This is a genomic window from Brevundimonas sp. NIBR11, assembly GCF_027912535.1.
In the GTDB taxonomy this organism is placed as follows: Bacteria; Pseudomonadota; Alphaproteobacteria; order Caulobacterales; family Caulobacteraceae; genus Brevundimonas.
On sequence record NZ_CP115465.1, the window covers coordinates 918,675 to 940,894 of the forward strand.

Consider the following 22,220-nt stretch of genomic DNA (forward strand, 5'->3'; position numbering starts at 1 on the left):
ACCTCGGCCCTTTCGCAACACCCGCCGCCCGCGCTAGAGAACCGGATCGCCGGGACGGTCGCTCCTTGCGGCTTCAAGGACGACATGGACAGCATCACGGTTCACGGCAACGGCCCGCTTCACGGCTCGATTCCGGTCAGCGGGGCCAAGAACTCGGCCATCAAGCTGATGGCGGCCTCGATCCTGACCGATCAAACGCTGCTGCTGACCAATATGCCGCGTCTGGCGGACACCAAATTCCTCGGCCGGCTGCTGCAACAGTTCGGCATCGCCGTGGACGAGCGTGACGGTCACGACGGGCAGGAGACGCTGTTCGACGCCAGGGAGATCCGGTCGACCTTCGCCCCCTACGATCTGGTTCGCCAGATGCGGGCGAGCTTCAACGTGCTGGGACCGCTGCTAGCGCGCACCGGTCACGCCAAGGTCTCGCTGCCGGGCGGCTGCACCATCGGGGCGCGGCCGGTCGACCTGCACATCGACGCCCTGACGCGTCTGGGCGCGCTGATCGAGCTGGAGGAGGGCTATGTCTCAGCCACGGCTCCGAAAGGGCTGATCGGGGCCGAGATCGAGTTCCCGTTCGTCTCCGTCGGGGCGACCGAACACACCCTGATGGCGGCCACCCTGGCCAAGGGTACGACGGTGCTGAAGCGCGCCGCCCGCGAGCCGGAGATCGGCGACCTCGCCCGGTGCCTGGTCATGATGGGCGCGAAGATCAAGGGGATCGACACCGACACCCTGGTGATCGAAGGCGTCGGCTCTCTGAGCGGCGGCGAGTGGTCGGTGATTCCCGACCGGATCGAGATGGGGTCCTACGCCTGCGCCGCCGCCATGGCGGGGGGCGAGGTGCGGCTGACCAAGGCGCGGGCCGAGCTGATCACCTCGCTGACCGACAGGATGATCGAGGCCGGCGTGGAGATCATCCCGACCGAGGACGGGGTGATCGTGAAGCGCGACCCCTCGCAGCGTCTGAAGGCGGTGAATGTGGCGACCGAGGTCTATCCGGGCTTCCCCACCGACCTGCAGGCCCAGTTCATGACCCTGATGACGACCGCGGAGGGCGTCAGCGTCATCCACGAGAACATCTTCGAGAACCGCTTCATGCATGCGCCGGAGCTGGCGCGGCTGGGGGCCGAGATATCGGTCCACGCCGGCGAGGCTCACGTGACCGGCGTCGAAAGGCTGAAGGGCGCGCCGGTGATGGCGACCGACCTTCGGGCCTCGGTCAGCCTGGTGATCGCGGGTCTGGTCGCCGAGGGCGAGACCAATATCGGCCGGGTCTATCATCTGGATCGCGGTTTCGAGCGTTTGGAGGAGAAGCTCGGCGCATGCGGAGCCGATATCCGGCGGGTCAAGGGCCCGCCCGTCGAAGGACCGGGTGATGACCACTGAGGTTTTGGAGCAGGAAGAGCAGGAGGCGATCCGCGCGGTCGGCGGCGCGAACGAGCCCCTGCGCCTGCTGGCCGAGGACGGCGAGGATCTGGCGATCATCTCGGCGGCGCTGCAGGACGCGATCCTGAGGCCGGCGGACATCGTCTGGGAGAAGGCGGCGCGCCGCCTGACCATCCAGCTGAGCCGGTTCTGCTGGGAATGCGGCGGCACCCGCGTGCGAGCGGCGATGCAGTTCGGCGACGTGATCGCGGTCAAGAGCCGGGGCTTGCCGCGGCTGCCGGACACGCCGCTGGAGCTTCTGGCCATCCATTTCTTCGAGGGCGAGGCGCCGGGCGGCAAGGCCATCCTGATGTTCGCCGGCGGCGGGGACCTGAGGGTCGACGTCGAATGCCTTGACGCGGTGGTCACCGATCTGTCGGAGCGCTGGCCCGCCCGGGTCGCGCCGACCCATCTGGACACTTCTCCTAAGGGGGCGAAAGCTTGAGCGATCACCGGCTGGCGTCCGTCGATCTGGACGAGGCGACCCTGCCATCGGCCACGGCCGAGATCGAGCACGAGCGCCGGGTCGCGATCTTCGACCTGATCGAGAAGAACTCCTTCCAACCGGAGGGTTCGGAGGGCGGGCCGTATGGGCTGAAGCTGTCGCTGCAGGACAACCGGCTGGTCTTCGACATCACCGGCGTGGACTACACGCGGACCTATGCGCTGAGCCTGACGCCGCTGAAGAGCGTGCTGAAGGACTATCTGCTGATCTGCGACAGCTACTACGAGGCGCTGCGCGGGTCGTCGGCGAGCCAGATCGAGGCCGTGGATATGGGGCGGCGGGGCCTGCACAACGAAGGCGCCGAACAGCTGAAGGCGCGGCTGGAGGGCAAGGTCGCCATCGACCACGAGACGGCGCGGCGGCTCTTTACGCTGGTCTGCGCGCTGTATCGACGAGGCTGAACTCGACTTTCAGCGTCATCTGGTGCATTAGCGCCGACTTCTTACGGCTCGCGCTTTCGTCCGGCGCGGGCCTTGATTCGTATTCGCATGGACGCGAGAGGCCGCATGGCTAAGGAAGAACTGCTCGAGTTTCCCGGTACGGTCAGCGAACTGCTGCCGAACGCCACGTTCCGCGTGACGCTCGAGAACGATCACGAGATCATCGCCCACACCGCCGGCAAGATGCGCAAGAACCGCATCCGCGTGCTGGCCGGGGACAAGGTCCTGGTCGAGATGACCCCCTATGACCTGACCAAGGGTCGCATCACCTATCGCTTCAAGTAAGGCTTGGTGACCGCCAAGCCTGAATTGGTGCTGGCCTCGGCCAGCCCGCGCCGCATCGAACTGCTGGCGCTGATCGGGATCACCCCCGATCGCATCGATCCCGCCGACATCGACGAGACCCCGCTGAAAGACGAGACGCCGCCGCGCCTCGCCGTTCGGCTGGCCCGCGCCAAGGCCCGGACGATCGCAGACCGGTCGCCGGGCGCGGTCGTCCTGGCCGCCGACACGGTGGTGGCCGTGGGGCGTCGATTGCTGGAGAAGCCGGCCGATGCGGCGGAGGCCGAGACATTCCTGCGCCTGCTGTCCGGAAGGAATCACCGCGTCTTCACCGGGGTGGCCGTGGCCTCGGGCGAAAGCGTGCGGCATCGCGCCGTGGAAACGCGGGTCGCCTTCAAGCGCCTGTCGGACGCCGAGATCGCCGACTACGTCACAGGGGGCGACTGGAAGGGCAAGGCCGGCGGGTATGGGATCCAGGGTCCGGCGGCGGCCTTCGTCTTGAAAATCGTGGGCAGCCACCCGGCCGTGATGGGCCTCCCCTTGCCAGAGACAGTCAACCTGCTGGCGGGCGCCGGCTGGCGAAAATGAGCGAAGTCGAGGTCTTCCTGGACGACACGCCCGGCGAGGTCCGGGGCGTCGTGTCGCGGGACGGCCGGTTCGAACGCCTGATCATCCAGCGCGAGGACGATCCGCCCGAACATCGGCTGGGCGCGCGGCTGACAGGCCGGGTGATGGAGCCGGATGTGGCCTTCAGGGCGGCCTTCGTCGACCTCGGCGGGGCCGGCAAGCCCGGCTTCCTGCCTCTGGGCAAACGCGAGGCGATCCGGACCGGCGACATCATCGAGGTCGAGGTGACGGCCGAGCCGCGTGAAGCCAAGGGGCCGGTCCTGAAGCGGCTGGGGGCAGGGCAGGGCAGGCCCCGCCTGCTCGCGCCGGGACCGGATGTCGCCGCGCGGCTGCGGGCTCTCGCGCCGGGGGTGGAGCCGATCACGGGCGTCCCCGCCATCCAGTCGAGCCGGGATGCGGAAGAGGAGGCGCTGGCCGCCAGCGATTTCTTCGCGGAGTGGGCGCTGGACGTGGCGGTGCAGCGGACCCGGGCCCTGATCGCCGTCGACATAGACTATATGCATATTGCCGGCCGCGACGCGCGCAAGGGCCGGGCGACGGCGAATCGGCAGGGGCTGGTTCAGGCCGCGCGTCTCATCCGACTGAAAGGGTGGGGCGGTCTGGTGGCCGTGGACCTGGTCGGGACGGCGCTGGATCCGAGCCAGATCGCGGACATGGCCAAAACGGCATTCGCCGGCGACGACGCCAGTTTCGGGCCGCTGAGTCGGTTCGGTCTGCTGCAACTGGCCCTGCCGTGGAGGACCCGGCCGGTCGAAGAGACGCTGAACGAACCGGGCGGGAGGCGGTCGGCGACCACGCGGGCCATCGATGTCGCCCGCCATCTGAAGCACGCCCTGCTCAGCGACACGACGATTCCGCGCCTCGTCGCCCGCTGCGCGCCGGACGAAAGCGCCGGAGCCGCGCCGCTGGTCGCGCGCCTGGGACCGCGTGCCGGGCTGAAGGCGGACCCGACGCTGCAGGCCGGGCGTTTCGTGATCGAGGAGGGTTGAAGCCCATGGCGACGCAAGAGGCGATGTGCCCCGTCTGCAAGCGCAATCCGAAGGTGGAGGCCTACAAGCCCTTTTGCTCCAAGCGCTGCGCCGATGTCGACCTGCAGCGGTGGCTGGTGGGGTCCTATGTCCTGCCGGAGACGGACGAGGCGGTCCCGGACAACGATCCTGAAAACGACGACTGAACCCGCTGGACACCCCGGATCGGCTCGCCTATAGACCCGCCTCTCGCGTTTCGGCGCGGGCGCCTGGATAGCTCAGCTGGTAGAGCAATGGATTGAAAATCCATGTGTCGGTGGTTCGAACCCGCCTCCAGGCACCACTCTTTCTTTTCCCCATGAAAATCGATGTCCGACCCGGGCCCTTCGCGGTCCTCGTGCGCGGGGCGCCGGCGTGATCGGCCGGGCGTCGGCGCGAGCCGTTTCGCGTCCGCGTCGCGTCATTCCCAAACGTAAGCCTGGGCTGCCGCGTCGGTGTCGACGAGCCCGTTAACCTAACGGCGAAATGCAGCAGTGGTAAGACATTGCGGGGATTCGACCTTGGCGCTCGCTCCGGGGGCGAAAAGCACCTCAGAAGCCTTGACGCTCTGTTATCGGTTCGCCAAAGGAGCTTGACCGCTTCCTTTGCGTGAGCGGCCGAAGCCTGTCTGACACCCGTGTCATTCGGGCCTCGACCAACCCGCCGATGGGCGCCCTCGGGCAACCGGATGCGACAGAAGGCGTTCCGCCGTTGGCCACCTCGGCCGATGGCGGGACAACACCGATTTCATAAAGAGGGCGGGGCGCCCCTGACGCGCTCCGATCCTTTGGGTTCCACGAGTCAGACCAAAAAAGCAGGAACTGGCGACACATGATCAAGACCAACACCCTTCTCGCCCTGGCCGGCGCCGCCGTCCTGATGGCGGGCTCGCCGGCTCTGGCGCAAGCCCCGGCAGCCCCTGACGCGACCGCGGCCACCACCGCCGCTCCGACCGCCGCCACCCCGGCCGCTCCGGCCGCCGACACCGCCGCCCCGGCCGCTGAAACCGATCCGGAATCGGTCGGCGACGCCGTCGGCGGTTCGGGCCACGGCGACATCACGCCGATCTCCATGTTCATGGAAGCCGGCATCGTCGTTAAGATCGTCATGATCGGCCTGCTGCTGGCCTCGATCTTCTCCTGGACCCTGCTGCTCATCAAACTGCTCGAGTTCGGCGGTCTGAACCGCAAGACCGACCAGTTCCTGGAAGCCTTCCGCGGCGCCCGCACCATCGCCGACATGCGCCGCGTCGCTTCGTCGGACGAGTTCGACGGCAACCCGCTGGCCGACATGGCCGCCGCGGCCACCGAAGAAATCGAACTGTCGCGCCAGGCCGGCCTGAACGTTCACGGCGACCACGCCGACTCGGCCCTGCTGCGCGCTCAGCAAGCCGTCTCGGCCGTGCAAGCCGGCCTCGCCGCCCGTCTGTCGGGTGGCCAGACCTTCCTCGCCTCGGTCGGTTCGACCGGTCCGTTCGTCGGTCTGTTCGGCACCGTCTACGGCATCATGAACTCCTTCATCGGTATCGCCCAGTCGAACACGACCAACCTGGCCGTCGTCGCCCCGGGTATCGCTGAAGCCCTGCTCGCCACCGGTATCGGCCTGTTCGCCGCTATTCCGGCCGTTATCTTCTACAACTACTTCAACACCCGCATCTCGGCGTACGGCACCCGTTCGGACGGCTTCTCGGCTGAGCTGATCAACGCCATCTCGCGTCAACTCGACAAGGGAGCGTAAGACGGATGGCCGCCAAACTTTCAGGCGGCGGCGGCGGGAAGTACAACGTCGAGCAGAACAGCGAAATCAACGTCACGCCCTTCGTTGATATCATGCTGGTCCTCCTCATCATCTTCATGGTGGCGGCCCCGCTCGCCACCGTGTCGGTGGAGGTGAAGCTCCCCACCGCAGTCGCACCGCCCCAGGAGAATCCGCCGAAGCCGGTGTTCATCTCCATCCAGAACGACGGCGACGTGTTCATCGGTGACGGACGCAGCAGCCCCGAACAGCTTGGGGACGACCTGCGGCGCCTGATCCGGACGCGGAACCCGGAAGAAGAGCGTATCTTCATCCGCGGCGACCAGCAGACCCGCTACGGCGACTTCATGCAGGTCATGAACGCCCTGCAGGACAACGGCTTCTACTCCGTGGCCCTGGTCGGCGAAGACAATTCGCCCCAGTCGACAGGAGGCTGAGCATGACTGACGCTCCCGTTGAGTATCACCGCAGTCGCTATGACGCCCCTCGCAAGAAGGGCTTCATGGGGGTCGCGCCGCACATCTGGCTGATCGCCCTGGGCGTCGTGACCGTGCTGTTCGCGATCATGATCTTCTACCTCCAGAAGACCCGGTTCGAATTGCGCATGCAGGAGTATTCGGACGACGCCGTGGACGTCGAGATCGTCGAACCGATCCCGCCGCCTCCGCCGCCGCCTCCGCCGCCTCCGCCTCCGCCGGACACCCCGCCGCCGCCGAAGCTGCAGGTCCGTCCGCCGGTCATCAACACCCAGGCGCCTCCGCCGCCGATCACCCTGCCGATCGAGCCGACGAAGAAGGAAGACCGGGTCGAATACACGGGTCCGCCCGTCATCGTCCCCGGACCTCCGCCGCCGCCGGCCCCGCCGGCTCCGGTTCGCCCGCCTGTGATCACGAACCCGAGCTGGGCCTCTCAGCCCCGCCCGACCTACCCGGATCGCGCTCTCGAGCGTGGCCTCTCGGGCAGCGCCGATCTGAGCTGCACCGTCAATCCGAACGGCAGCGTCTCCGGATGCTCGGTCGTCTCGGAAACGCCGTCGGGCGCCGGCTTCGGTCGCGCCGCCCTGGCTGCAGCCCGCAGCGCCCGCCTGTCGCCCCGTTCGGTCGATGGCGTGGCCACCGGGGGCACGGTTCGCTTCACCGTCAGGTTCAACCTGCCGGACTGAGGATCGGCCCGAACGCGGACCAAGGAATGCGCCCCGAGGGAAACCTCGGGGCGTTTTTCGTTCGAGCTTCGCCAAGCGGGACCAGACGGGCGGAAACCAGGCCGGCAGGGGAGAGCGATGTTTTTCTTCGCCAGATCGACCAGAGGGCTCCGACTGGCCTTGATCGTCGCACGCGGCGCCGCTAGAGAACGCGGCTCGCGTCGCCCCCTTGGGGCGCTGTGCCACCTTAGCTCAGTTGGTTAGAGCGCCGGTTTGTGGAACCGGAGGTCCTCAGTTCAAGCCTGAGAGGTGGTACCATTCCTTCCCCCATGGACATCGACACCGGCCCTGCGCTTGCGGCGTGAGGGCCAGCGCGTCCGATATCAGGGCGGTCAGTCCGCGGGCGCCGTCCATGGCTGCGGCGGCAACGTCGGGCTCTAACCTCAGACGGCGCGGGGGCGTCAGGCCGCGTCGATTCCGGCGGCGCCCTGGTCCAGCGGCGAGGCGGTGACGTCGGGCCGTTGGCGAAGGGTCTCGATGGGGCCGTCCAGTTCGGAGAGGGCCGTGACAGCCGCGGCATGCCCGGCCTCGACCACGGGCTCGTAGACCTTCCAGTCGCGGATATCGGAGCCCTCGGGTTCGGGCAGGATCAGCAGATCCGCCTCGGCCCGCGAGGCCTCCAGGTCGGCGTCCGTGGTGATGGTCGCCGAACGCATCAGGACCGAGACGATCGGCGGGCCCTTCTTCCAGGCTCCTGTGGCGATCCAGCGCCACCAGGACGGCGGATTGGCGAGGGTCGCCGGATCGACGCCCCGCGTCTGGGACATGTCCACGCCGACGATGGGGCCGGAGTTCATCTGGCGCATGACCTCGGTCGGGAAATTCTTCAGCACCGCCCCGTCGACCAGGACCTGGCCGTCAATCACTACGGGCGGCATGACTCCGGGGATGGAGATGGAGGCGCGCATGGCCCGGCGCAGAAGGCCCCGGCGATGCACCTCGATCCGACCGCTCGTCAGATTTGACGAACAGGCGAAGAAGGGCAGGGGCATGTCGGCGATGTCGATCTCGCCATAGGCGTCCTGCAGCAGTCCCGCGACCTTGCCGGCGCGGGTCATGGCGATGATCGGGAAGGCGAGATCCGACAGGGGATCCGAGCGCACGAAGGCGGTGCGAATGCGGGCGTCGAGCTCCTCGTCGGTCCAGCCCAGCGCCGGGCCGGCGGCGATCACGGCCCCCATGGAGGATCCGCCCAGAAAGTCGAACCTGACGCCCGCCTCGTGCAGGGCGCGCACGGCGCCGATGTGGGCATAGGCCCTGGCCCCGCCGCCCGACAAGACCAGACCGATAGCCGTGCCGGTGACGATGCGGGCCATGCGGGAGGCGTCGGCGGCGTCGCCCTCGATGGCGTGGAACCAGCGGCCGGGATTGACCTGGTTCAGCCAGACCGATGTGTTGGCCGGGCGGCGCATGCGCCGGTCGCGCAGCAGGATCAAATCGGTGAACTGCTGCAGGCCGTGGGCTGTGCGGATGGGGATGTTGGACGGCGGGACCGTCAGGGCATCGCCGACCAGGAACAGCCGGTCGACCTGACGGGCGCAGAGGTTGGCCCAGGAGGGTTCGTCCAGTTCGGCGACGTAGAGGACGAAATCATGGGTGTCCTCCATGCGGGAGAACCACTCCGAGACCGAAGACAGGGCCGAATGGTCGATGACCTGGCAAGTCTTGCCCTGGGCTTCCACGGCGGCGGCGACGCGGTCGACGAAGGGGCGGATGGGACGGCCGCGCACGGAGATAAAGCCAAAGACGCTGGGTTCGGTCACGCCCGGGGCGCGTTCGCGGGCGCGGTGCAGCATCAGGCGCGACAGCTCGATCATGACGTCGGGCTGGGTGCGGACGGCCTCGAAGAAGACCTCGCGCGGAAGGGCGAGGATCTCGGAATCGCGGAGCGCCACGACGCTGGCGGAATGGGGCGTGCCGGCGATCAGGGCCATCTCGCCGACGGGTTCTCCCGGCTTGATGACGCCGAGGAACTGGGGCGGCTGGTCCTCGTCCTGACGGAAGACGCCGAGCCGGCCCGAGCGAACCAGATAGAGGCTGTCCGGCTCGTCCCCGGCCGAGAACAGGAGCTCGCCGCCGGTCAGGGCGAACCAGCTGGCCTTGGTGTTCTGATCCTGGAAAACCCGCGCCAGAGCCGCTTCGAGATTGTCGTGGCGGGAGTGGCTCATGCTGGGGTGGATTTAGCGACGGGACAGGGCGGGGGGCAAGGGGTGGAGACCGTCCTCTCCCCTTGCGGGAGAAGGTGGCTGAGCGAAGCGAAGTCGGATGAGGGGCTCGGCGCTGGTGGCGTAGGCGGCCTTTCGTTGGACGCTTGAGTGACCCCTCACCCGATCGCGCCAGGACGACGGCTGCGCCGTCGTGCGCGATGTCCCTCTCCCGCAAGGGGAGAGGGAGGCGATCAGCGCCTTCTCGCCGTGTACAGGTCCCCAAGTCGGTCCGGCGTGCCTTCGATGCGCTCCAGGTGGGGGTATTTCAGGCCCTCGTGGTAGTCGAAGACGACCGTGCGGTAGTGGCTGTTGTCGCGGACGATCAGCTCGATCTTCTCGTCCGTGCCCTTGGCGGCCGTGATGGCGGCGCGGAGGTTGGCGGCGGAGGCGGCCTCCCCGTTGACGGCGATGATCTGCATGCCCACGGCCAGCTCCTGCTGGAAGGCCGGGCTGTTCCACAGGACGCTGCCGATGGTGTTGTCGGCCCCGGTGACGATGCCCAGCGAATAGGTGAAGTCGTTGCGGCCGTAGTTGCCGTACAGCGTCTTCTGATAGTCGCTCATGGTGTCGGTGTAGACGAGGCGGTAGCCGCCGCGCGTGAGGCCGTCGAGCGGGGCGCCCGGGCCGTGGCCGTCCAGGCGAGTGCGCAGGAAGGTCGCCCAGTCGTATTCCACGACGCCGTTCAGGGTCTCGACGACGGTCTCGAACGAGTAGGGGGCCTCGTCGTAGGCGCCGTCGTTGAGGCCGAAGAAGGCGCGGGCGAAGTCGTCGAGGGACTTGCGACCATTGGTGCGCTCGCGGATCAGGGTGTCGGCGTCGAGCCAGATCAGCTGGCCCTCGACATAGTAGTCTTCGCTGCGCTGCCAGGAGCGCCAGCCGATCGGTCGGCGCTGGGTGATGATGGGGTCGTTGACCGTGTCCTGCATCGCCCGCCATTCGCGGCCGACGGTGTTGTCATAGGTCGCGGCGTCCAGAGCGAGGGCGTCCAGCGCCTGCTGGCGGCTGTGCAGGCCCGAACGGGCGGCGAGGACCTTGCCCCAGAACTGGGTCTGGCCCTCGTAGACCCAGAGCAGTTCGTTCTGCAGCGGGACGTTGTAGTTGGCGACGTCCTGACCGGCGGGGCGCCGGTATTTGCCGTCCCAAGAGTGGGTGTATTCGTGGCTGAGGAGGTCGCGGTCGCCGAGCTGGCTCTCCCATTCGGTGAAGAAGGCCGGGTCGACGCTGTTCTCCGAACTGCGGTGATGCTCCAGGCCGATGCCGCCTATGCGGTCGGTCATGGCGACGAGGAAGTCGTAGTGGTCGTAGTGGCGGGCGCCGAACAGGCGGTCGGCCTGCTGGACCATGGAGCGCAGGATGCCGATCTGGTCGTCGGTGGGGGCGATGTGGCTTTCGGCGTCGGCGACGATGTTGAGCATCACCGGCGAGCGGCCGCCGGGGTCGAGGTCGATCTGGCGATAGTGCTCGCCCGCGAACATCGGGCTGTCGACGAGGACGTCGAGCGGCACGGGCTGGAAGGTGGTCGTATCCCCGGTCGCCGCGCCGGCGGGACGAAGGGCCGTGCCGTATTTCCAACCCTCGGGCAGGGTGACCGAGGCCTGCATGGTGATGTTCCGGTGATAGCGACCGGCGGGATAGAGCAGCATCTTCTCCCACTGGATGTTCAGCATCTCGCCGGTCATCGTGATGCGCCCTTGGGCGCCGGTCGTCGGCGACAGGTGCTGGAACTCGGCGACCAGTTCGGTGGCGCCGGCGGGGACGACGACGTGGAAGGCCCAGGGCTGGAGCGCGTCACGCACCCATTCGACGCGCTGGCCGTTGGCGGTGAAGATCAGGCCGCCCAGCTGATTGATCGGGCCGGTGGGGCCATGCTCGCCGGGGAGCCACTGCGGGAAGAAGAGGGTGAGGGGGCCGGGGCCCTCGACCGGAATGGTCTCGCGGACGCGATAGATGCGGCGGTTGAGGTCGGTGGCGTCGACGTCGAGATGGATGACGCCGGGCCAGGCGCGATCGACGGCGGCGGGGATGGTCTGGGGCGTCGGCGGGACCACGGGGGCGGTCTGGGCCAAGGCCGGGGCGGACGCGAACAGGAGAACCGCGAGGGAGGCGGAGACGGCGAGACGCTTCATGGAGGGCACCGGGAAATGAACAGGCGCGCAGACAGCGCCGGGTGCGACATTTCGTCAAGTCAAAGCGCGTCCTTCTCCCCTTGCGGGAGACGGTGGCCGAGCGGTGCGAGGTCGGATGAGGGGTTACGCCGACGGCCGGAGCCGGCGCCCGCTCAGCCTGCACGGACCGCCGGTGCGACCTCTCACCCGACCGCACAAGGACGACGGATCTCGCCGCCGTATGCGGCTTCCCTCTCCCGCAAGGGGAGAGGGATGATAGGCTTACTTCACTTCCAGAAGTTCGACCTTGAACAGCAGGGTCGAGTTGGGCGGGAGTTCGTCGCCGCCGACCCAGCGGTCGCCGTAGCCGAGCGAGGCGGGGATGGCGAAGTAGAAGGTTTCGCCGACGTGCATGAGGGCGACGCCTTCGGTCCAGCCCTTGATGACGCGGTTCAGGGGGAACTCGGCCGGCTCGCCCCGGTCATAGGATGAGTCGAACTTGCGGCCGTCGATGAAGGTCCCCTCGTAGTGGACGCGGACGGTGTCGGTCTCGGTCGGCTGGCGGCCCTCGGGATGGGCGCGGCCTTCGCGGCGGTATTGCAGGCCCGACTCGGTGGTGGTCCAGCCGCGACCGGCGCCGTTCCAGGACAGGTAGGCGGCCTGACCGGCCTCGTATTCGGCTGGCGTCGAATGAGCGTTCGGATCGACGACGGGCGCGGGCTCAGGGGCGGTGGCGCAGGCGGCGAGAGCCAGCGCCGACAGGGATGCGGCCACGAAGGTGGGGATGATTTTCATGCCCGGACGCTAGCCGAAGAAAAACCGCTTGCGAAGTCGGCGGAAATCGTATGCGGGCCTTTATTTCGCCGGAGAAGCGCGTATATGTCCGCTCTCCGCAACAGCTCAGATGAGTCTGCGCGAAAGCGCCGAGGCCCGGTCCGTCGCCCTCCGACCGAGCGAAGGCGTGGCTCCTTCCCCAGGGAGCTTCTCAGATTTCAGGCCTCCTGACCGCTCCGGCGCGTCGAGGGTGGAGGCCGAAACCGATTGTCACGGCATGCTCCGCTCGCATGGCCGTGGCTGCTGCATTTCACGCCCGTCTCCCCGGACGAGCGCCATGGGAAAACAGAATGACTGACGTCCTGAACGGTCTCGCCATCAACGGTCAGATCGCTTCCGCCACGACCTTCACCGGCAAGAAGCGCATCCGCAAATCCTTCGGGCGCATCCCCGAGGCGGTCGAGATGCCGAACCTGATCGAGGTTCAGCGCGCCTCCTACGAACAGTTCCTGCAGCGCGAGGTCCGTCCGGGCCAACGCCGCGACCAGGGCATCGAGGCGGTCTTCAAGTCGGTCTTCCCGATCAAGGACTTCAACGAACGCGCCGTGCTGGAATACGTGTCCTACGAGTTCGAGGACCCGAAGTACGATGTCGAGGAGTGCATCCAGCGCGACATGACCTATGCCGCGCCGCTGAAGGTCAAGCTGCGCCTGATCGTCTTCGAGGCGGATGAGGAGACGGGCGCGCGCTCGGTCAAGGACATCAAGGAGCAGGACGTCTACATGGGGGACATCCCCCTGATGACCGACAAGGGGACCTTCATCGTCAACGGCACCGAGCGGGTGATCGTTTCGCAGATGCACCGTTCGCCGGGCGTCTTCTTCGACCACGACAAGGGCAAGACCCACTCGTCGGGCAAGCTGCTGTTCGCCGCCCGCGTGATCCCGTACCGCGGCTCTTGGCTGGACTTCGAGTTCGACGCCAAGGACGTGGTGTTCGTGCGTATCGACCGTCGCCGCAAGTTGCCGGCGACCACCTTCCTCTATGCCCTGGGCATGGACGGCGAGGAGATCCTGCGCACCTTCTACGAGACCGTTCCCTACGAGAAGCGCGGCGAAGGCTGGGTCACGCCGTACAAGGCCGAACGCTGGAGAGGCGTGAAGCCGGAGTTCGATCTGATCGACGCCGACACGGGTGAAGTCGTCGCCTCGGCCGGCCAGAAGATCTCGGCCCGCGCCGCCAAGAAGCTGGGCGACACGACCAAGTCGCTGTCGCTGGCCGCCGACGCCCTGGTGACCCGCTACCTGGCCGCCGACGCCGTGAACTACGAGACCGGCGAAATCTACGCCGAGGCCGGCGACGAGCTGGACGCCCCGACGATCGAACTGCTGGAGTCCAAGGGCTTCACCACCATCGACGTGCTGGACATCGACCACGTCACGGTCGGCGCCTACATGCGCAACACCCTGCGCGTGGACAAGAACACCGGCCGCGAGGACGCCCTGTTCGACGTCTATCGCGTGATGCGTCCGGGCGAGCCGCCGACCCCGGAAGCCGCCGAGGCCATGTTCAACTCGCTGTTCTTCGACAGCGAGCGCTACGACCTGTCGGCCGTGGGCCGGGTCAAGATGAACATGCGTCTGGAGACCCCCGAGGTTTCGGACGAAATCCGCGTCCTGCAGAAAGACGACGTGCTGAAGGTCCTGCAGATCCTCGTCGGCCTGAAGGACGGCCGCGGCGAGATCGACGACATCGACAACCTGGGCAACCGCCGGGTCCGTTCGGTCGGCGAGCTGCTGGAAAACCAGTACCGCGTGGGCCTGCTGCGCATGGAGCGCGCGATCAAGGAGCGCATGTCGTCGGTCGATATCGACACGGTGATGCCGCACGACCTGATCAACGCCAAGCCGGCCGCCGCCTCGGTGCGCGAATTCTTCGGCTCGTCGCAGCTGTCGCAGTTCATGGACCAGACGAACCCGCTGTCGGAGATCACCCACAAGCGCCGCCTTTCGGCGCTTGGCCCGGGCGGTCTGACCCGTGAGCGCGCCGGCTTCGAGGTCCGCGACGTTCACCCGACCCACTATGGCCGCATCTGCCCGATCGAGACGCCGGAAGGCCCGAACATCGGCCTGATCAACTCGCTGGCGACCCACGCCCGCGTGAACAAGTACGGCTTCATCGAGAGCCCCTACCGGCGTGTGAAGGACGGCAAGGCCCAGGGCGAGGTGGTCTACATCTCGGCCATGGAGGAGTCGAAGTACACGATCGCCCAGGCGAACATCGAGCTGAAGGACGGCCAGATCGTCGAGGACCTGGTCCCCGGCCGGATCAACGGCGAATCCCAGCTGCTGACCAAGGCCGACGTCGACATGATGGACGTGTCGCCGAAGCAGGTCGTTTCGGTCGCCGCCGCCCTGATCCCGTTCCTGGAAAACGACGACGCCAACCGCGCACTGATGGGCGCGAACATGCAGCGTCAGGCCGTGCCTCTGGTCCAGTCGGACGCGCCGCTGGTCGGCACCGGCATGGAGGCCGTGGTCGCCCGTGACTCGGGCGCCGTGGTCGTGGCTCGCCGCGACGGCGTGGTCGAGCAGATCGACGGCACCCGCATCGTGGTTCGCGCCACGAACGAGCAGGACGCCGGCCGTTCGGGCGTCGACATCTATCGCCTGTCGAAGTTCCAGCGTTCGAACCAGTCGACCTGCATCAACCAGCGCCCGATCGTGCGCGTGGGCGATGAGGTGAAGGCCGGCGACGTGATCGCCGACGGCCCATCGACGGACCTGGGCGAACTGGCCCTGGGCCGGAACGCGCTCGTCGCCTTCATGCCCTGGAACGGCTACAACTTCGAGGACTCCATCCTGATCTCGGAGCGCATCGTGCGCGACGACGTCTTCACCTCCATCCACCTCGAGGAATTCGAAGTGATGGCGCGGGATACGAAGCTCGGGCCGGAAGAAATCACCCGCGACATCCCGAACGTCGGCGAGGAAGCCCTGCGCAACCTCGACGAGGCCGGCATCGTGGCCATCGGCGCCGAAGTCCAGCCGGGTGACATCCTGGTCGGCAAGGTGACGCCGAAGGGCGAAAGCCCGATGACCCCGGAAGAGAAGCTGCTGCGCGCCATCTTCGGCGAGAAGGCTTCGGACGTCCGCGACACCTCCCTGCGCCTGCCGCCCGGCGTCGCCGGCACCATCGTCGACGTGCGCGTGTTCAACCGCCACGGCGTCGACAAGGACGAGCGCGCCATGTCGATCGAGCGCGACGAGATCGAACGTCTGGGCAAGGACCGGGACGACGAACTCGCGATCCTGGAGCGCAACGTCTACGGTCGCCTGCGTCCGCTGCTGACCGGCAAGAACGCCGTCTCGGGTCCGAAGGGCCTGGGTCGCGGTGAAGTCACCGAAGCCAAGCTGGGCGAACTGTCGCGCGGCCTGTGGTGGCAGATCGCGCTGGACGACGAGAAGGCCATGGGCGAGCTGGAGGCCATGAAGAAGGCCTTCGAGGACCAGCGCAAGGCTCTGGATCGTCGCTTCGAAGACAAGGTCGAGAAGCTGCAACGCGGCGATGAACTGCCGCCGGGCGTGATGAAGATGGTCAAGGTCTTCGTGGCCGTGAAGCGCAAGCTTCAGCCCGGCGACAAGATGGCCGGCCGTCACGGCAACAAGGGCGTCATCTCCAAGATCCTGCCGATCGAGGACATGCCGCACCTGGAAGACGGGACCTCGGTCGACGTCGTTCTGAACCCGCTGGGCGTGCCGTCGCGCATGAACATCGGCCAGATCTTCGAGACCCACCTGGGTTGGGCCTCCGCCGGCCTGGGTCGTCAGATCCAGGGCCTGCTGGAAGCCTGGCAGGGCGGCGGCCAGAAGCAGGCGCTGATCGACCATCTCTCGGGCATCTACGGCGCGGACACCCCGCTGCCGCAGGACGAAGAGGATCTGGTCGAGCTGGCGCAGAACCTGTCCAAGGGCGTTCCGTTCGCCACCCCGGTGTTCGACGGCGCGCACATCTCGGACATCGAGGACCTGCTGGAGAAGGCCGGTCTGGAGCGGTCGGGCCAGTCGATCGTCTATGACGGTCAGACCGGCGAGCAGTTCAAGCGTCCGGTCACGGTCGGCTACATCTACATGCTGAAGCTGCACCACCTGGTCGACGACAAGATCCACGCCCGCTCCATCGGCCCGTACTCGCTGGTCACCCAGCAGCCGTTGGGCGGCAAGGCGCAGTTCGGCGGTCAGCGCTTCGGGGAGATGGAGGTGTGGGCTCTGGAAGCCTACGGCGCCGCCTACACCCTGCAGGAGATGCTGACGGTGAAGTCCGATGACGTGGCCGGCCGGACCAAGGTCTACGAGGCCATCGTCCGCGGCGACGACAGCTTCGAGGCCGGCATTCCCGAGAGCTTCAACGTTCTCATCAAGGAAATGCGTTCGCTGGGTCTGAACGTGGAGCTGGAGAACAGCTGACCGGTCTAGCCCTCCCCGCCAAGGCGGGGAGGGGGCCCTCGCTCTCTCCACTTTTCGATATTTTTCGCGGCCCCCGCCGCAGAAGGAAAACAAGATGAACCAGGAAGTCCTGAACATCTTCAACGCGGTCCCGGTCACCCCGACCTTCGACCAGATCAAGATCGCTCTCGCGTCTCCCGAAAAGATCCGCTCGTGGTCGTTCGGCGAGATCAAGAAGCCCGAGACCATCAACTACCGCACGTTCAAGCCCGAGCGTGACGGCCTGTTCTGCGCCCGTATCTTTGGCCCGACCAAGGACTACGAATGCTTGTGCGGCAAGTACAAGCGCATGAAATACAAGGGCATCATCTGCGAGAAGTGCGGCGTCGAGGTCACCCTGGCCCGCGTTCGGCGCGAGCGGATGGGTCACATCGAACTGGCCTCGCCGGTCGCCCACATCTGGTTCCTGAAGTCGCTGCCGTCGCGCATCTCGCTGATGCTGGACATGGCGCTGAAGGACGTCGAGCGCGTGCTCTACTTCGAGAACTACATCGTCACCGAGCCGGGCCTGACCCCGCTGAAGCAGAACCAGCTGCTGACGGAAGACGAGTTCTACCGCTACCAGGACGAGTTCGGCGATGACGGCTTCACCGCCGAGATCGGCGCCGAGGCCGTGCGCAACCTGCTGATGGGCATCGACCTGCACGCGGAAGCCGAAAAGCACCGCGGCGAACTCGCCGACAGCCCTTCGGAAATGAAGGCCAAGAAGGCCTCCAAGCGCCTGAAGCTGATCGAGGCCTTCCTCGAGAGCGGCAACAAGCCCGAGTGGATGATCCTGACGGTCGTCCCGGTCATCCCGCCGGAGCTGCGTCCGCTGGTGCCGCTGGACGGCGGCCGCTTCGCCACGTCCGACCTGAACGACCTGTATCGCCGGGTCATCAACCGGAACAACCGCCTGAAGCGCCTGATCGAGCTGCGCGCGCCGGACATCATCATCCGCAACGAAAAGCGGATGCTGCAGGAATCCGTCGACGCCCTGTTCGACAACGGCCGCCGCGGCCGCGTGATCACGGGCGCCAACAAGCGTCCGCTGAAGTCGCTGGCCGACATGCTGAAGGGCAAGCAGGGTCGCTTCCGTCAGAACCTGCTCGGCAAGCGCGTGGACTACTCGGGTCGTTCGGTCATCGTCGTGGGTCCGGACCTGAAGCTGCACGAGTGCGGTCTGCCCAAGAAGATGGCGCTCGAGCTGTTCAAGCCATTCATCTATGCGCGTCTGGACGCCAAGGGCCTGTCGGGCACCGTCAAGCAGTCCAAGCGCATGGTCGAGCGTGAACAGCCGCAGGTGTGGGACATCCTCGAAGAGGTGATCCGCGAGCACCCGGTCATGCTGAACCGCGCGCCGACGCTCCACCGTCTGGGCATCCAGGCGTTCGAGCCGAAGCTGATCGAGGGCAAGGCCATCCAGCTGCACCCGCTGGTCTGCGCCGCGTTCAACGCCGACTTCGACGGCGACCAGATGGCCGTGCACGTCCCGCTGAGTCTCGAGGCCCAGCTGGAAGCGCGCGTCCTGATGATGTCGACGAACAACATCCTCTCGCCCGCCAACGGCAAGCCGATCATCGTGCCGTCGCAGGACATCGTCCTGGGGCTGTACTACATCTCGCTGGTCAAGGACGGTGAGCCGGGCGAAGGCAAGCTGTTCGCCAACATGGGCGAGATCGACGCCGCGCTCGACGCCGGCGTGGTGACCCTGCACACGCGGATCAAGGCCCGCTGGACCGAGCTGAATGCTGCTGGTGAGGAGGTGACCAAGGTCATCGACTCGACGCCGGGCCGCATGAAGCTGGGCGCCCTGCTGCCGAAGAACCCGAACGTGGGCTACCGCCTGCTCGAGAAGAACCTGACCAAGAAGGAAATCGGCAACCTGATCGACGTGGTCTATCGCCACTGCGGTCAGAAGGCGACGGTCATCTTCGCCGACCAGATGATGGGTTTGGGCTTCAAGGAGGCCGCCAAGGCCGGCATTTCGTTCGGCAAGGACGACATCGTGATCCCGGCCAAGAAGACCGAGATCGTCGACGCCACCCGCACCCTGGTCGAGGAATACGAGCAGCAGTACGCCGACGGCCTGATCACCAAGGGCGAGAAGTACAACAAGGTCGTCGACGCCTGGGCCAAGGCCACGGACCGGGTCGCCGACGAGATGATGGGCGAGATCGCGCAGCCGCGCGTCCTAGCCTCGGGTCGTACCGCCGAGATCAACTCGGTCTACATGATGGCCAACTCCGGCGCCCGCGGTTCGCAGGCCCAGATGAAGCAACTCGGCGGGATGCGCGGCCTGATGGCCAAGCCGTCCGGCGAGATCATCGAGACCCCTATCGTCTCGAACTTCAAGGAAGGCCTGACCGTTCTGGAGTACTTCAACTCCACCCACGGCGCCCGCAAGGGCCTGGCCGACACCGCGCTGAAGACCGCCAACTCGGGTTACCTGACCCGCCGTCTGGTGGACGTGGCGCAGGACTCGATCGTCACCGAGGACAACTGCGGTTCCACGCGGGGCATCACCCTGCGCGCCGTGGTCGAGGGCGGCGACGTCCTGGTCTCGTTGGGTCAACGCGTCCTGGGTCGCTACAACGCCGAGGACATCAAGGCTCCGGGCACCGACACCGTCCTGTTCCCGGCCGACACCTATCTGGTGGAGGACGTGGTCGAGGTCATCGACCGCGAGGGCGTCCAGTCGGTCAAGGTCCGTTCGGCCCTGACCTGTGAGGCCGAAGCCGGCATCTGCGGCATGTGCTATGGCCGCGACCTGGCGCGCGGCACCAACGTCAACATCGGCGAAGCGGTCGGCGTCATCGCCGCCCAGTCGATCGGCGAGCCGGGCACCCAGCTGACGATGCGGACCTTCCACATCGGCGGTACGGCCCAGGTGGCGGAAACCTCGTTCTACGAGGCGACCAACGCCGGCGTGATCAAGGTCGCGGGCCCCACCGTCACCGGCGCCCACGGCGACCTGGTGTCGATGAGCCGCAACGTAGTCGTCACCATCGCCGTCGATGGCAAGGACCGCGAGTCGTACAAGATCCCGTACGGCGGCCGCATCCGCGTCAAGGAGGGCGACACCGTCGCCAAGAACCAGCGTCTGGCCGAGTGGGACCCATACACCACCCCGATCATCACCGAAGTGGGCGGCGTCGTCCGCTTCGAGGACTTGACCGAGGGCCTGTCGTTCCGCGAGGAAACCGACGAAGCGACGGGCATCGCCCAGCGCGTCGTCATCGACTGGCGCGCCTCGCCGCGTGGTTCGGACCTGCGTCCGGCCATGGGCATCACGACCGGCGACACCTACGCCAAGCTGGCCTCGGGCTCCGACGCCCGTTACCTGCTGCCGGTGGGGGCCATTCTGTCGGTCGCCAACGGCGACGAGGTGAAGCCCGGCGAGATCCTGGCCCGTATCCCGACCGAAGGCGCCAAGACGCGCGACATCACCGGCGGTCTGCCGCGGGTGGCCGAGCTGTTCGAAGCCCGTCGTCCGAAGGACTGCGCGGTCATCGCCGAGATGGATGGCCGCGTCGAATTCGGCCGCGACTACAAGAACAAGCGTCGCATCAAGATCACGCCGGAGCCGGATGCCGATGGCAACCAGGGCGAACCGGTCGAGTTCCTGATCCCCAAGGGCAAGCACATCTCCGTCCACGACGGCGATCTGATCCAGAAGGGCGACTACATCATCGACGGCAACCCGGATCCGCACGATCTGCTGCGCATCCAGGGCGTCGAGGCGCTGGCCGAGTACCTCGTCAACGAAGTGCAGGAGGTCTACCGACTGCAGGGCGTGCCGATCAACGACAAGCACATCGAGGTGATCGTTCGCCAGATGCTGCAGAAGGTCGAGATCATCGACTCGGGCGAGACGACCCTGATCCGTGGCGACACGGTCGAGGTCGCCGAGGCCCAGCTCGAGAACGACAAGGTCGAGAAGCGCGGCGGCCGGATCGCCACCACGCAGCCGGTCCTGCTCGGCATCACCAAGGCGTCGCTGCAGACCCGCAGCTTCATCTCGGCGGCGTCGTTCCAGGAGACCACCCGCGTCCTCACCGACGCCTCGGTCAACGGCAAGAAGGACACGCTGGAAGGCTTGAAGGAAAACGTCATCGTCGGCCGCCTGATCCCGGCCGGTACGGGCGCCTACCTGCGGTCGCTGCAGAAGATCGCCAACGAGCGTGACGCTGTGCTGACCAACAACCGCGAAGCGGCGGTCGAGCCCCTGCCGGCCGACCTGCAGCTGGAGCTGGCCGAGAGCGAGTGATCGCTTTCATCAGCTGAAGACTGAAGAGGGCCCGGAGCGATCCGGGCCCTTTTTGTCTGGAGTGCGGACGTCACGTCCGCACGCACACCTTTGCCGTGCAACGGAGGGAGCGGCCGCACGAGCAGGATACGGATGCGACGGGCGCATGGATCGCCCTGAGCCTCGTCGCGGCAGCCACTCTCTAGGCGACCGCCAATACCTGTGCGACGGAGCGGGCCGCGACGGCGCATGACGCCTTCTGTCCGGACCATGGATGGGCCGTGACGCGGGCCTGATCCGCTACTCCATCTTGCGGTTGTTGCGCAGCCGTTCGTCGGTCATCTCGAAACCTGGGCGCAGGTGAGCGCCGGCGCAGCTGCCGCGCAGGTTGCCGCCCGGGCAGTCCGGGCTGGCCAGGGTGATGCCGGGACCGGCGCGACCGCCACGCAGGGAATCGTGGGCCGCCAGGGCCGCGGCGCCGTCCTGAGCGAACTGGGCCTCACGCCGCTGTTCCGAAGGCGTCAGGGTGCGGGGACCCAGCGGCCCCGCCGCGCCGGCCGCCGCGTTGAAGCGGTCATCGCAGAGCCGTTGTTCCGAGGCCGAGAGACGGCCGTCCATCATCCGGCAGCCGCCCGCGCCTGTGCGCATGGAGCGGCCGACGGCGGCCGCCATACCCTCGGGCCGGACCTGCCACGGGTCGGCGGAGGCGGGGGGCGGATCGACCAGGGGGCTGGAGCCTATGCGGGGGACGGGCGGAGTGGGACGGTCCTCCTCGTCCTCTTCGCGGCGCGTATCGGGTCGGGCGACCGTGGGCAGAGCCTCATCCAGCGCAGGGCTCTGTTCGCGGGCGGCCAGGCTGGCGGGCGCGGGTTCGCGCGCGATCTCGCCCTGGAGCAGGGGGCGGGGCTCCATCTCGACGAAGATCGGGGGCTCAGGATCCTCGACGAAGACGGGGCGATCGCCGCCCAGCAGGCCGATGGCCATGGGGGTGATGACCGCGAGGTGGAACAGGATCGACCCCGCCAGCAGGGCGGCGCGTCGGCGATCCTTCGGCCCGAAGCGATGCGGGCGCGCGAAACTCATACTGGCGTCGACCACGCTACCTCCCCGTCGGCATGGCCAAGCTGACGAGCGACCGTGGCCGGATCAGGGCCGG

General features: G+C 67.2%; 16 protein-coding genes and 2 tRNA genes. 14 read left to right on the plus strand and 4 right to left on the minus strand.

The genetic code is table 11. From position 1 onward, the window contains the following. The first annotated feature begins 84 nt into the window (after positions 1 to 84). The 12 genes from murA (at position 85) to O5O43_RS04455 (ending at position 7,503) form a co-directional block, all read left to right on the plus strand. Positions 85 to 1,389: a UDP-N-acetylglucosamine 1-carboxyvinyltransferase gene (gene murA / locus O5O43_RS04400; RefSeq protein ID WP_271085702.1), complete on the plus strand. Its 1,305-nt coding sequence runs from the start codon at positions 85 to 87 to the stop codon at positions 1,387 to 1,389. After that, positions 1,379 to 1,873, plus strand: a complete 495-nt coding sequence (locus O5O43_RS04405; RefSeq protein WP_271085703.1) for a DUF2948 family protein — start codon at positions 1,379 to 1,381, stop codon at positions 1,871 to 1,873. The genes murA and O5O43_RS04405 overlap by 11 nt, the downstream gene beginning before the upstream one ends. Then, positions 1,870 to 2,334, plus strand: coding sequence for a UPF0262 family protein (locus tag O5O43_RS04410; protein ID WP_271085704.1), 465 nt, complete (start codon positions 1,870 to 1,872; stop codon positions 2,332 to 2,334). Before O5O43_RS04405 ends, O5O43_RS04410 begins: the two co-directional genes overlap by 4 nt. Positions 2,335 to 2,439: 105 nt before the next feature. Then, positions 2,440 to 2,658, plus strand: a complete 219-nt coding sequence (infA, locus tag O5O43_RS04415) for a translation initiation factor IF-1 (RefSeq protein WP_008261544.1) — start codon at positions 2,440 to 2,442, stop codon at positions 2,656 to 2,658. 6 nt (positions 2,659 to 2,664) lie between these two features. Continuing rightward, positions 2,665 to 3,243, plus strand: a complete 579-nt coding sequence (locus tag O5O43_RS04420) for a Maf family protein (RefSeq protein WP_271085705.1) — start codon at positions 2,665 to 2,667, stop codon at positions 3,241 to 3,243. Then, positions 3,240 to 4,271, plus strand: coding sequence for an RNA-binding protein (locus O5O43_RS04425; RefSeq protein ID WP_271085706.1), 1,032 nt, complete (start codon positions 3,240 to 3,242; stop codon positions 4,269 to 4,271). Before O5O43_RS04420 ends, O5O43_RS04425 begins: the two co-directional genes overlap by 4 nt. 5 nt (positions 4,272 to 4,276) lie before the next feature. Continuing rightward, complete coding sequence (gene yacG / locus O5O43_RS04430; protein WP_271085707.1) at positions 4,277 to 4,456, plus strand: DNA gyrase inhibitor YacG; 180 nt, start codon at positions 4,277 to 4,279, stop codon at positions 4,454 to 4,456. A gap of 61 nt (positions 4,457 to 4,517) precedes the next feature. Beyond that, positions 4,518 to 4,593, plus strand: a tRNA-Phe gene (locus tag O5O43_RS04435). A 527-nt stretch (positions 4,594 to 5,120) separates the two neighbouring features. After that, the gene (gene exbB, locus O5O43_RS04440; RefSeq protein ID WP_271085708.1) at positions 5,121 to 6,026 is read left to right on the plus strand and encodes a tonB-system energizer ExbB; all 906 of its coding nucleotides are present in this window, start codon (positions 5,121 to 5,123) and stop codon (positions 6,024 to 6,026) included. A gap of 5 nt (positions 6,027 to 6,031) precedes the next feature. Further along, entirely contained in the window at positions 6,032 to 6,481 is a 450-nt protein-coding gene (locus tag O5O43_RS04445) for a biopolymer transporter ExbD (RefSeq protein ID WP_271085709.1), read from the plus strand. A gap of 2 nt (positions 6,482 to 6,483) precedes the next feature. Beyond that, on the plus strand, positions 6,484 to 7,206 hold the full coding sequence (locus O5O43_RS04450) for a TonB family protein (RefSeq protein ID WP_271085710.1): 723 nt from the start codon (positions 6,484 to 6,486) through the stop codon (positions 7,204 to 7,206). 220 nt (positions 7,207 to 7,426) lie between these two features. Continuing rightward, positions 7,427 to 7,503 (plus strand) — tRNA-His (locus O5O43_RS04455). A 143-nt stretch (positions 7,504 to 7,646) separates the two neighbouring features. Here O5O43_RS04455 and O5O43_RS04460 read toward each other — a convergent pair. From O5O43_RS04460 to O5O43_RS04470, 3 genes are all read right to left on the minus strand, one after another. After that, positions 7,647 to 9,413, minus strand: a complete 1,767-nt coding sequence (locus O5O43_RS04460) for a patatin-like phospholipase family protein (protein ID WP_271085711.1) — start codon at positions 9,411 to 9,413, stop codon at positions 7,647 to 7,649. Positions 9,414 to 9,643: 230 nt separating this feature from the next. Further along, entirely contained in the window at positions 9,644 to 11,578 is a 1,935-nt protein-coding gene (locus tag O5O43_RS04465) for a peptidase M61 (protein WP_271085712.1), read from the minus strand. Positions 11,579 to 11,839: 261 nt separating this feature from the next. After that, positions 11,840 to 12,352 (minus strand): FKBP-type peptidyl-prolyl cis-trans isomerase, encoded by a 513-nt coding sequence (locus tag O5O43_RS04470; RefSeq protein WP_271085713.1) that lies wholly within the window; start codon positions 12,350 to 12,352, stop codon positions 11,840 to 11,842. 329 nt (positions 12,353 to 12,681) lie between these two features. Between O5O43_RS04470 and rpoB the strand changes: the two genes are divergently transcribed. Continuing rightward, entirely contained in the window at positions 12,682 to 16,797 is a 4,116-nt protein-coding gene (gene rpoB / locus O5O43_RS04475; protein WP_271085714.1) for a DNA-directed RNA polymerase subunit beta, read from the plus strand. A gap of 94 nt (positions 16,798 to 16,891) precedes the next feature. After that, the gene (gene rpoC, locus O5O43_RS04480) at positions 16,892 to 21,085 is read left to right on the plus strand and encodes a DNA-directed RNA polymerase subunit beta' (RefSeq protein WP_271085715.1); all 4,194 of its coding nucleotides are present in this window, start codon (positions 16,892 to 16,894) and stop codon (positions 21,083 to 21,085) included. Positions 21,086 to 21,364: 279 nt separating this feature from the next. Here the strand turns inward: rpoC and O5O43_RS04485 are convergent, their stop codons facing one another. Then, on the minus strand, positions 21,365 to 22,147 hold the full coding sequence (locus tag O5O43_RS04485) for a hypothetical protein (RefSeq protein WP_271085716.1): 783 nt from the start codon (positions 22,145 to 22,147) through the stop codon (positions 21,365 to 21,367). Positions 22,148 to 22,220: the final 73 nt, after the last annotated feature.

Excerpts from the sequence above, each read along its gene's own strand:
- O5O43_RS04425 (WP_271085706.1), top strand. The coding sequence starts at position 3,240 with ATGAGCGAAGTCGAGGTCTTCCTGGACGACACGCCCGGCGAGGTCCGG.
- O5O43_RS04450 (WP_271085710.1), top strand. The coding sequence starts at position 6,484 with ATGACTGACGCTCCCGTTGAGTATCACCGCAGTCGCTATGACGCCCCT.
- O5O43_RS04485 (WP_271085716.1), bottom strand. The coding sequence starts at position 22,147 with ATGAGTTTCGCGCGCCCGCATCGCTTCGGGCCGAAGGATCGCCGACGC.
- murA (WP_271085702.1), top strand. The coding sequence starts at position 85 with ATGGACAGCATCACGGTTCACGGCAACGGCCCGCTTCACGGCTCGATT.
- rpoB (WP_271085714.1), top strand. The coding sequence starts at position 12,682 with ATGACTGACGTCCTGAACGGTCTCGCCATCAACGGTCAGATCGCTTCC.
- infA (WP_008261544.1), top strand. The coding sequence starts at position 2,440 with ATGGCTAAGGAAGAACTGCTCGAGTTTCCCGGTACGGTCAGCGAACTG.
- O5O43_RS04470 (WP_271085713.1), bottom strand. The coding sequence starts at position 12,352 with ATGAAAATCATCCCCACCTTCGTGGCCGCATCCCTGTCGGCGCTGGCT.
- O5O43_RS04465 (WP_271085712.1), bottom strand. The coding sequence starts at position 11,578 with ATGAAGCGTCTCGCCGTCTCCGCCTCCCTCGCGGTTCTCCTGTTCGCG.
- yacG (WP_271085707.1), top strand. The coding sequence starts at position 4,277 with ATGGCGACGCAAGAGGCGATGTGCCCCGTCTGCAAGCGCAATCCGAAG.
- O5O43_RS04405 (WP_271085703.1), top strand. The coding sequence starts at position 1,379 with ATGACCACTGAGGTTTTGGAGCAGGAAGAGCAGGAGGCGATCCGCGCG.
- O5O43_RS04445 (WP_271085709.1), top strand. The coding sequence starts at position 6,032 with ATGGCCGCCAAACTTTCAGGCGGCGGCGGCGGGAAGTACAACGTCGAG.
- rpoC (WP_271085715.1), top strand. The coding sequence starts at position 16,892 with ATGAACCAGGAAGTCCTGAACATCTTCAACGCGGTCCCGGTCACCCCG.
- O5O43_RS04460 (WP_271085711.1), bottom strand. The coding sequence starts at position 9,413 with ATGAGCCACTCCCGCCACGACAATCTCGAAGCGGCTCTGGCGCGGGTT.
- exbB (WP_271085708.1), top strand. The coding sequence starts at position 5,121 with ATGATCAAGACCAACACCCTTCTCGCCCTGGCCGGCGCCGCCGTCCTG.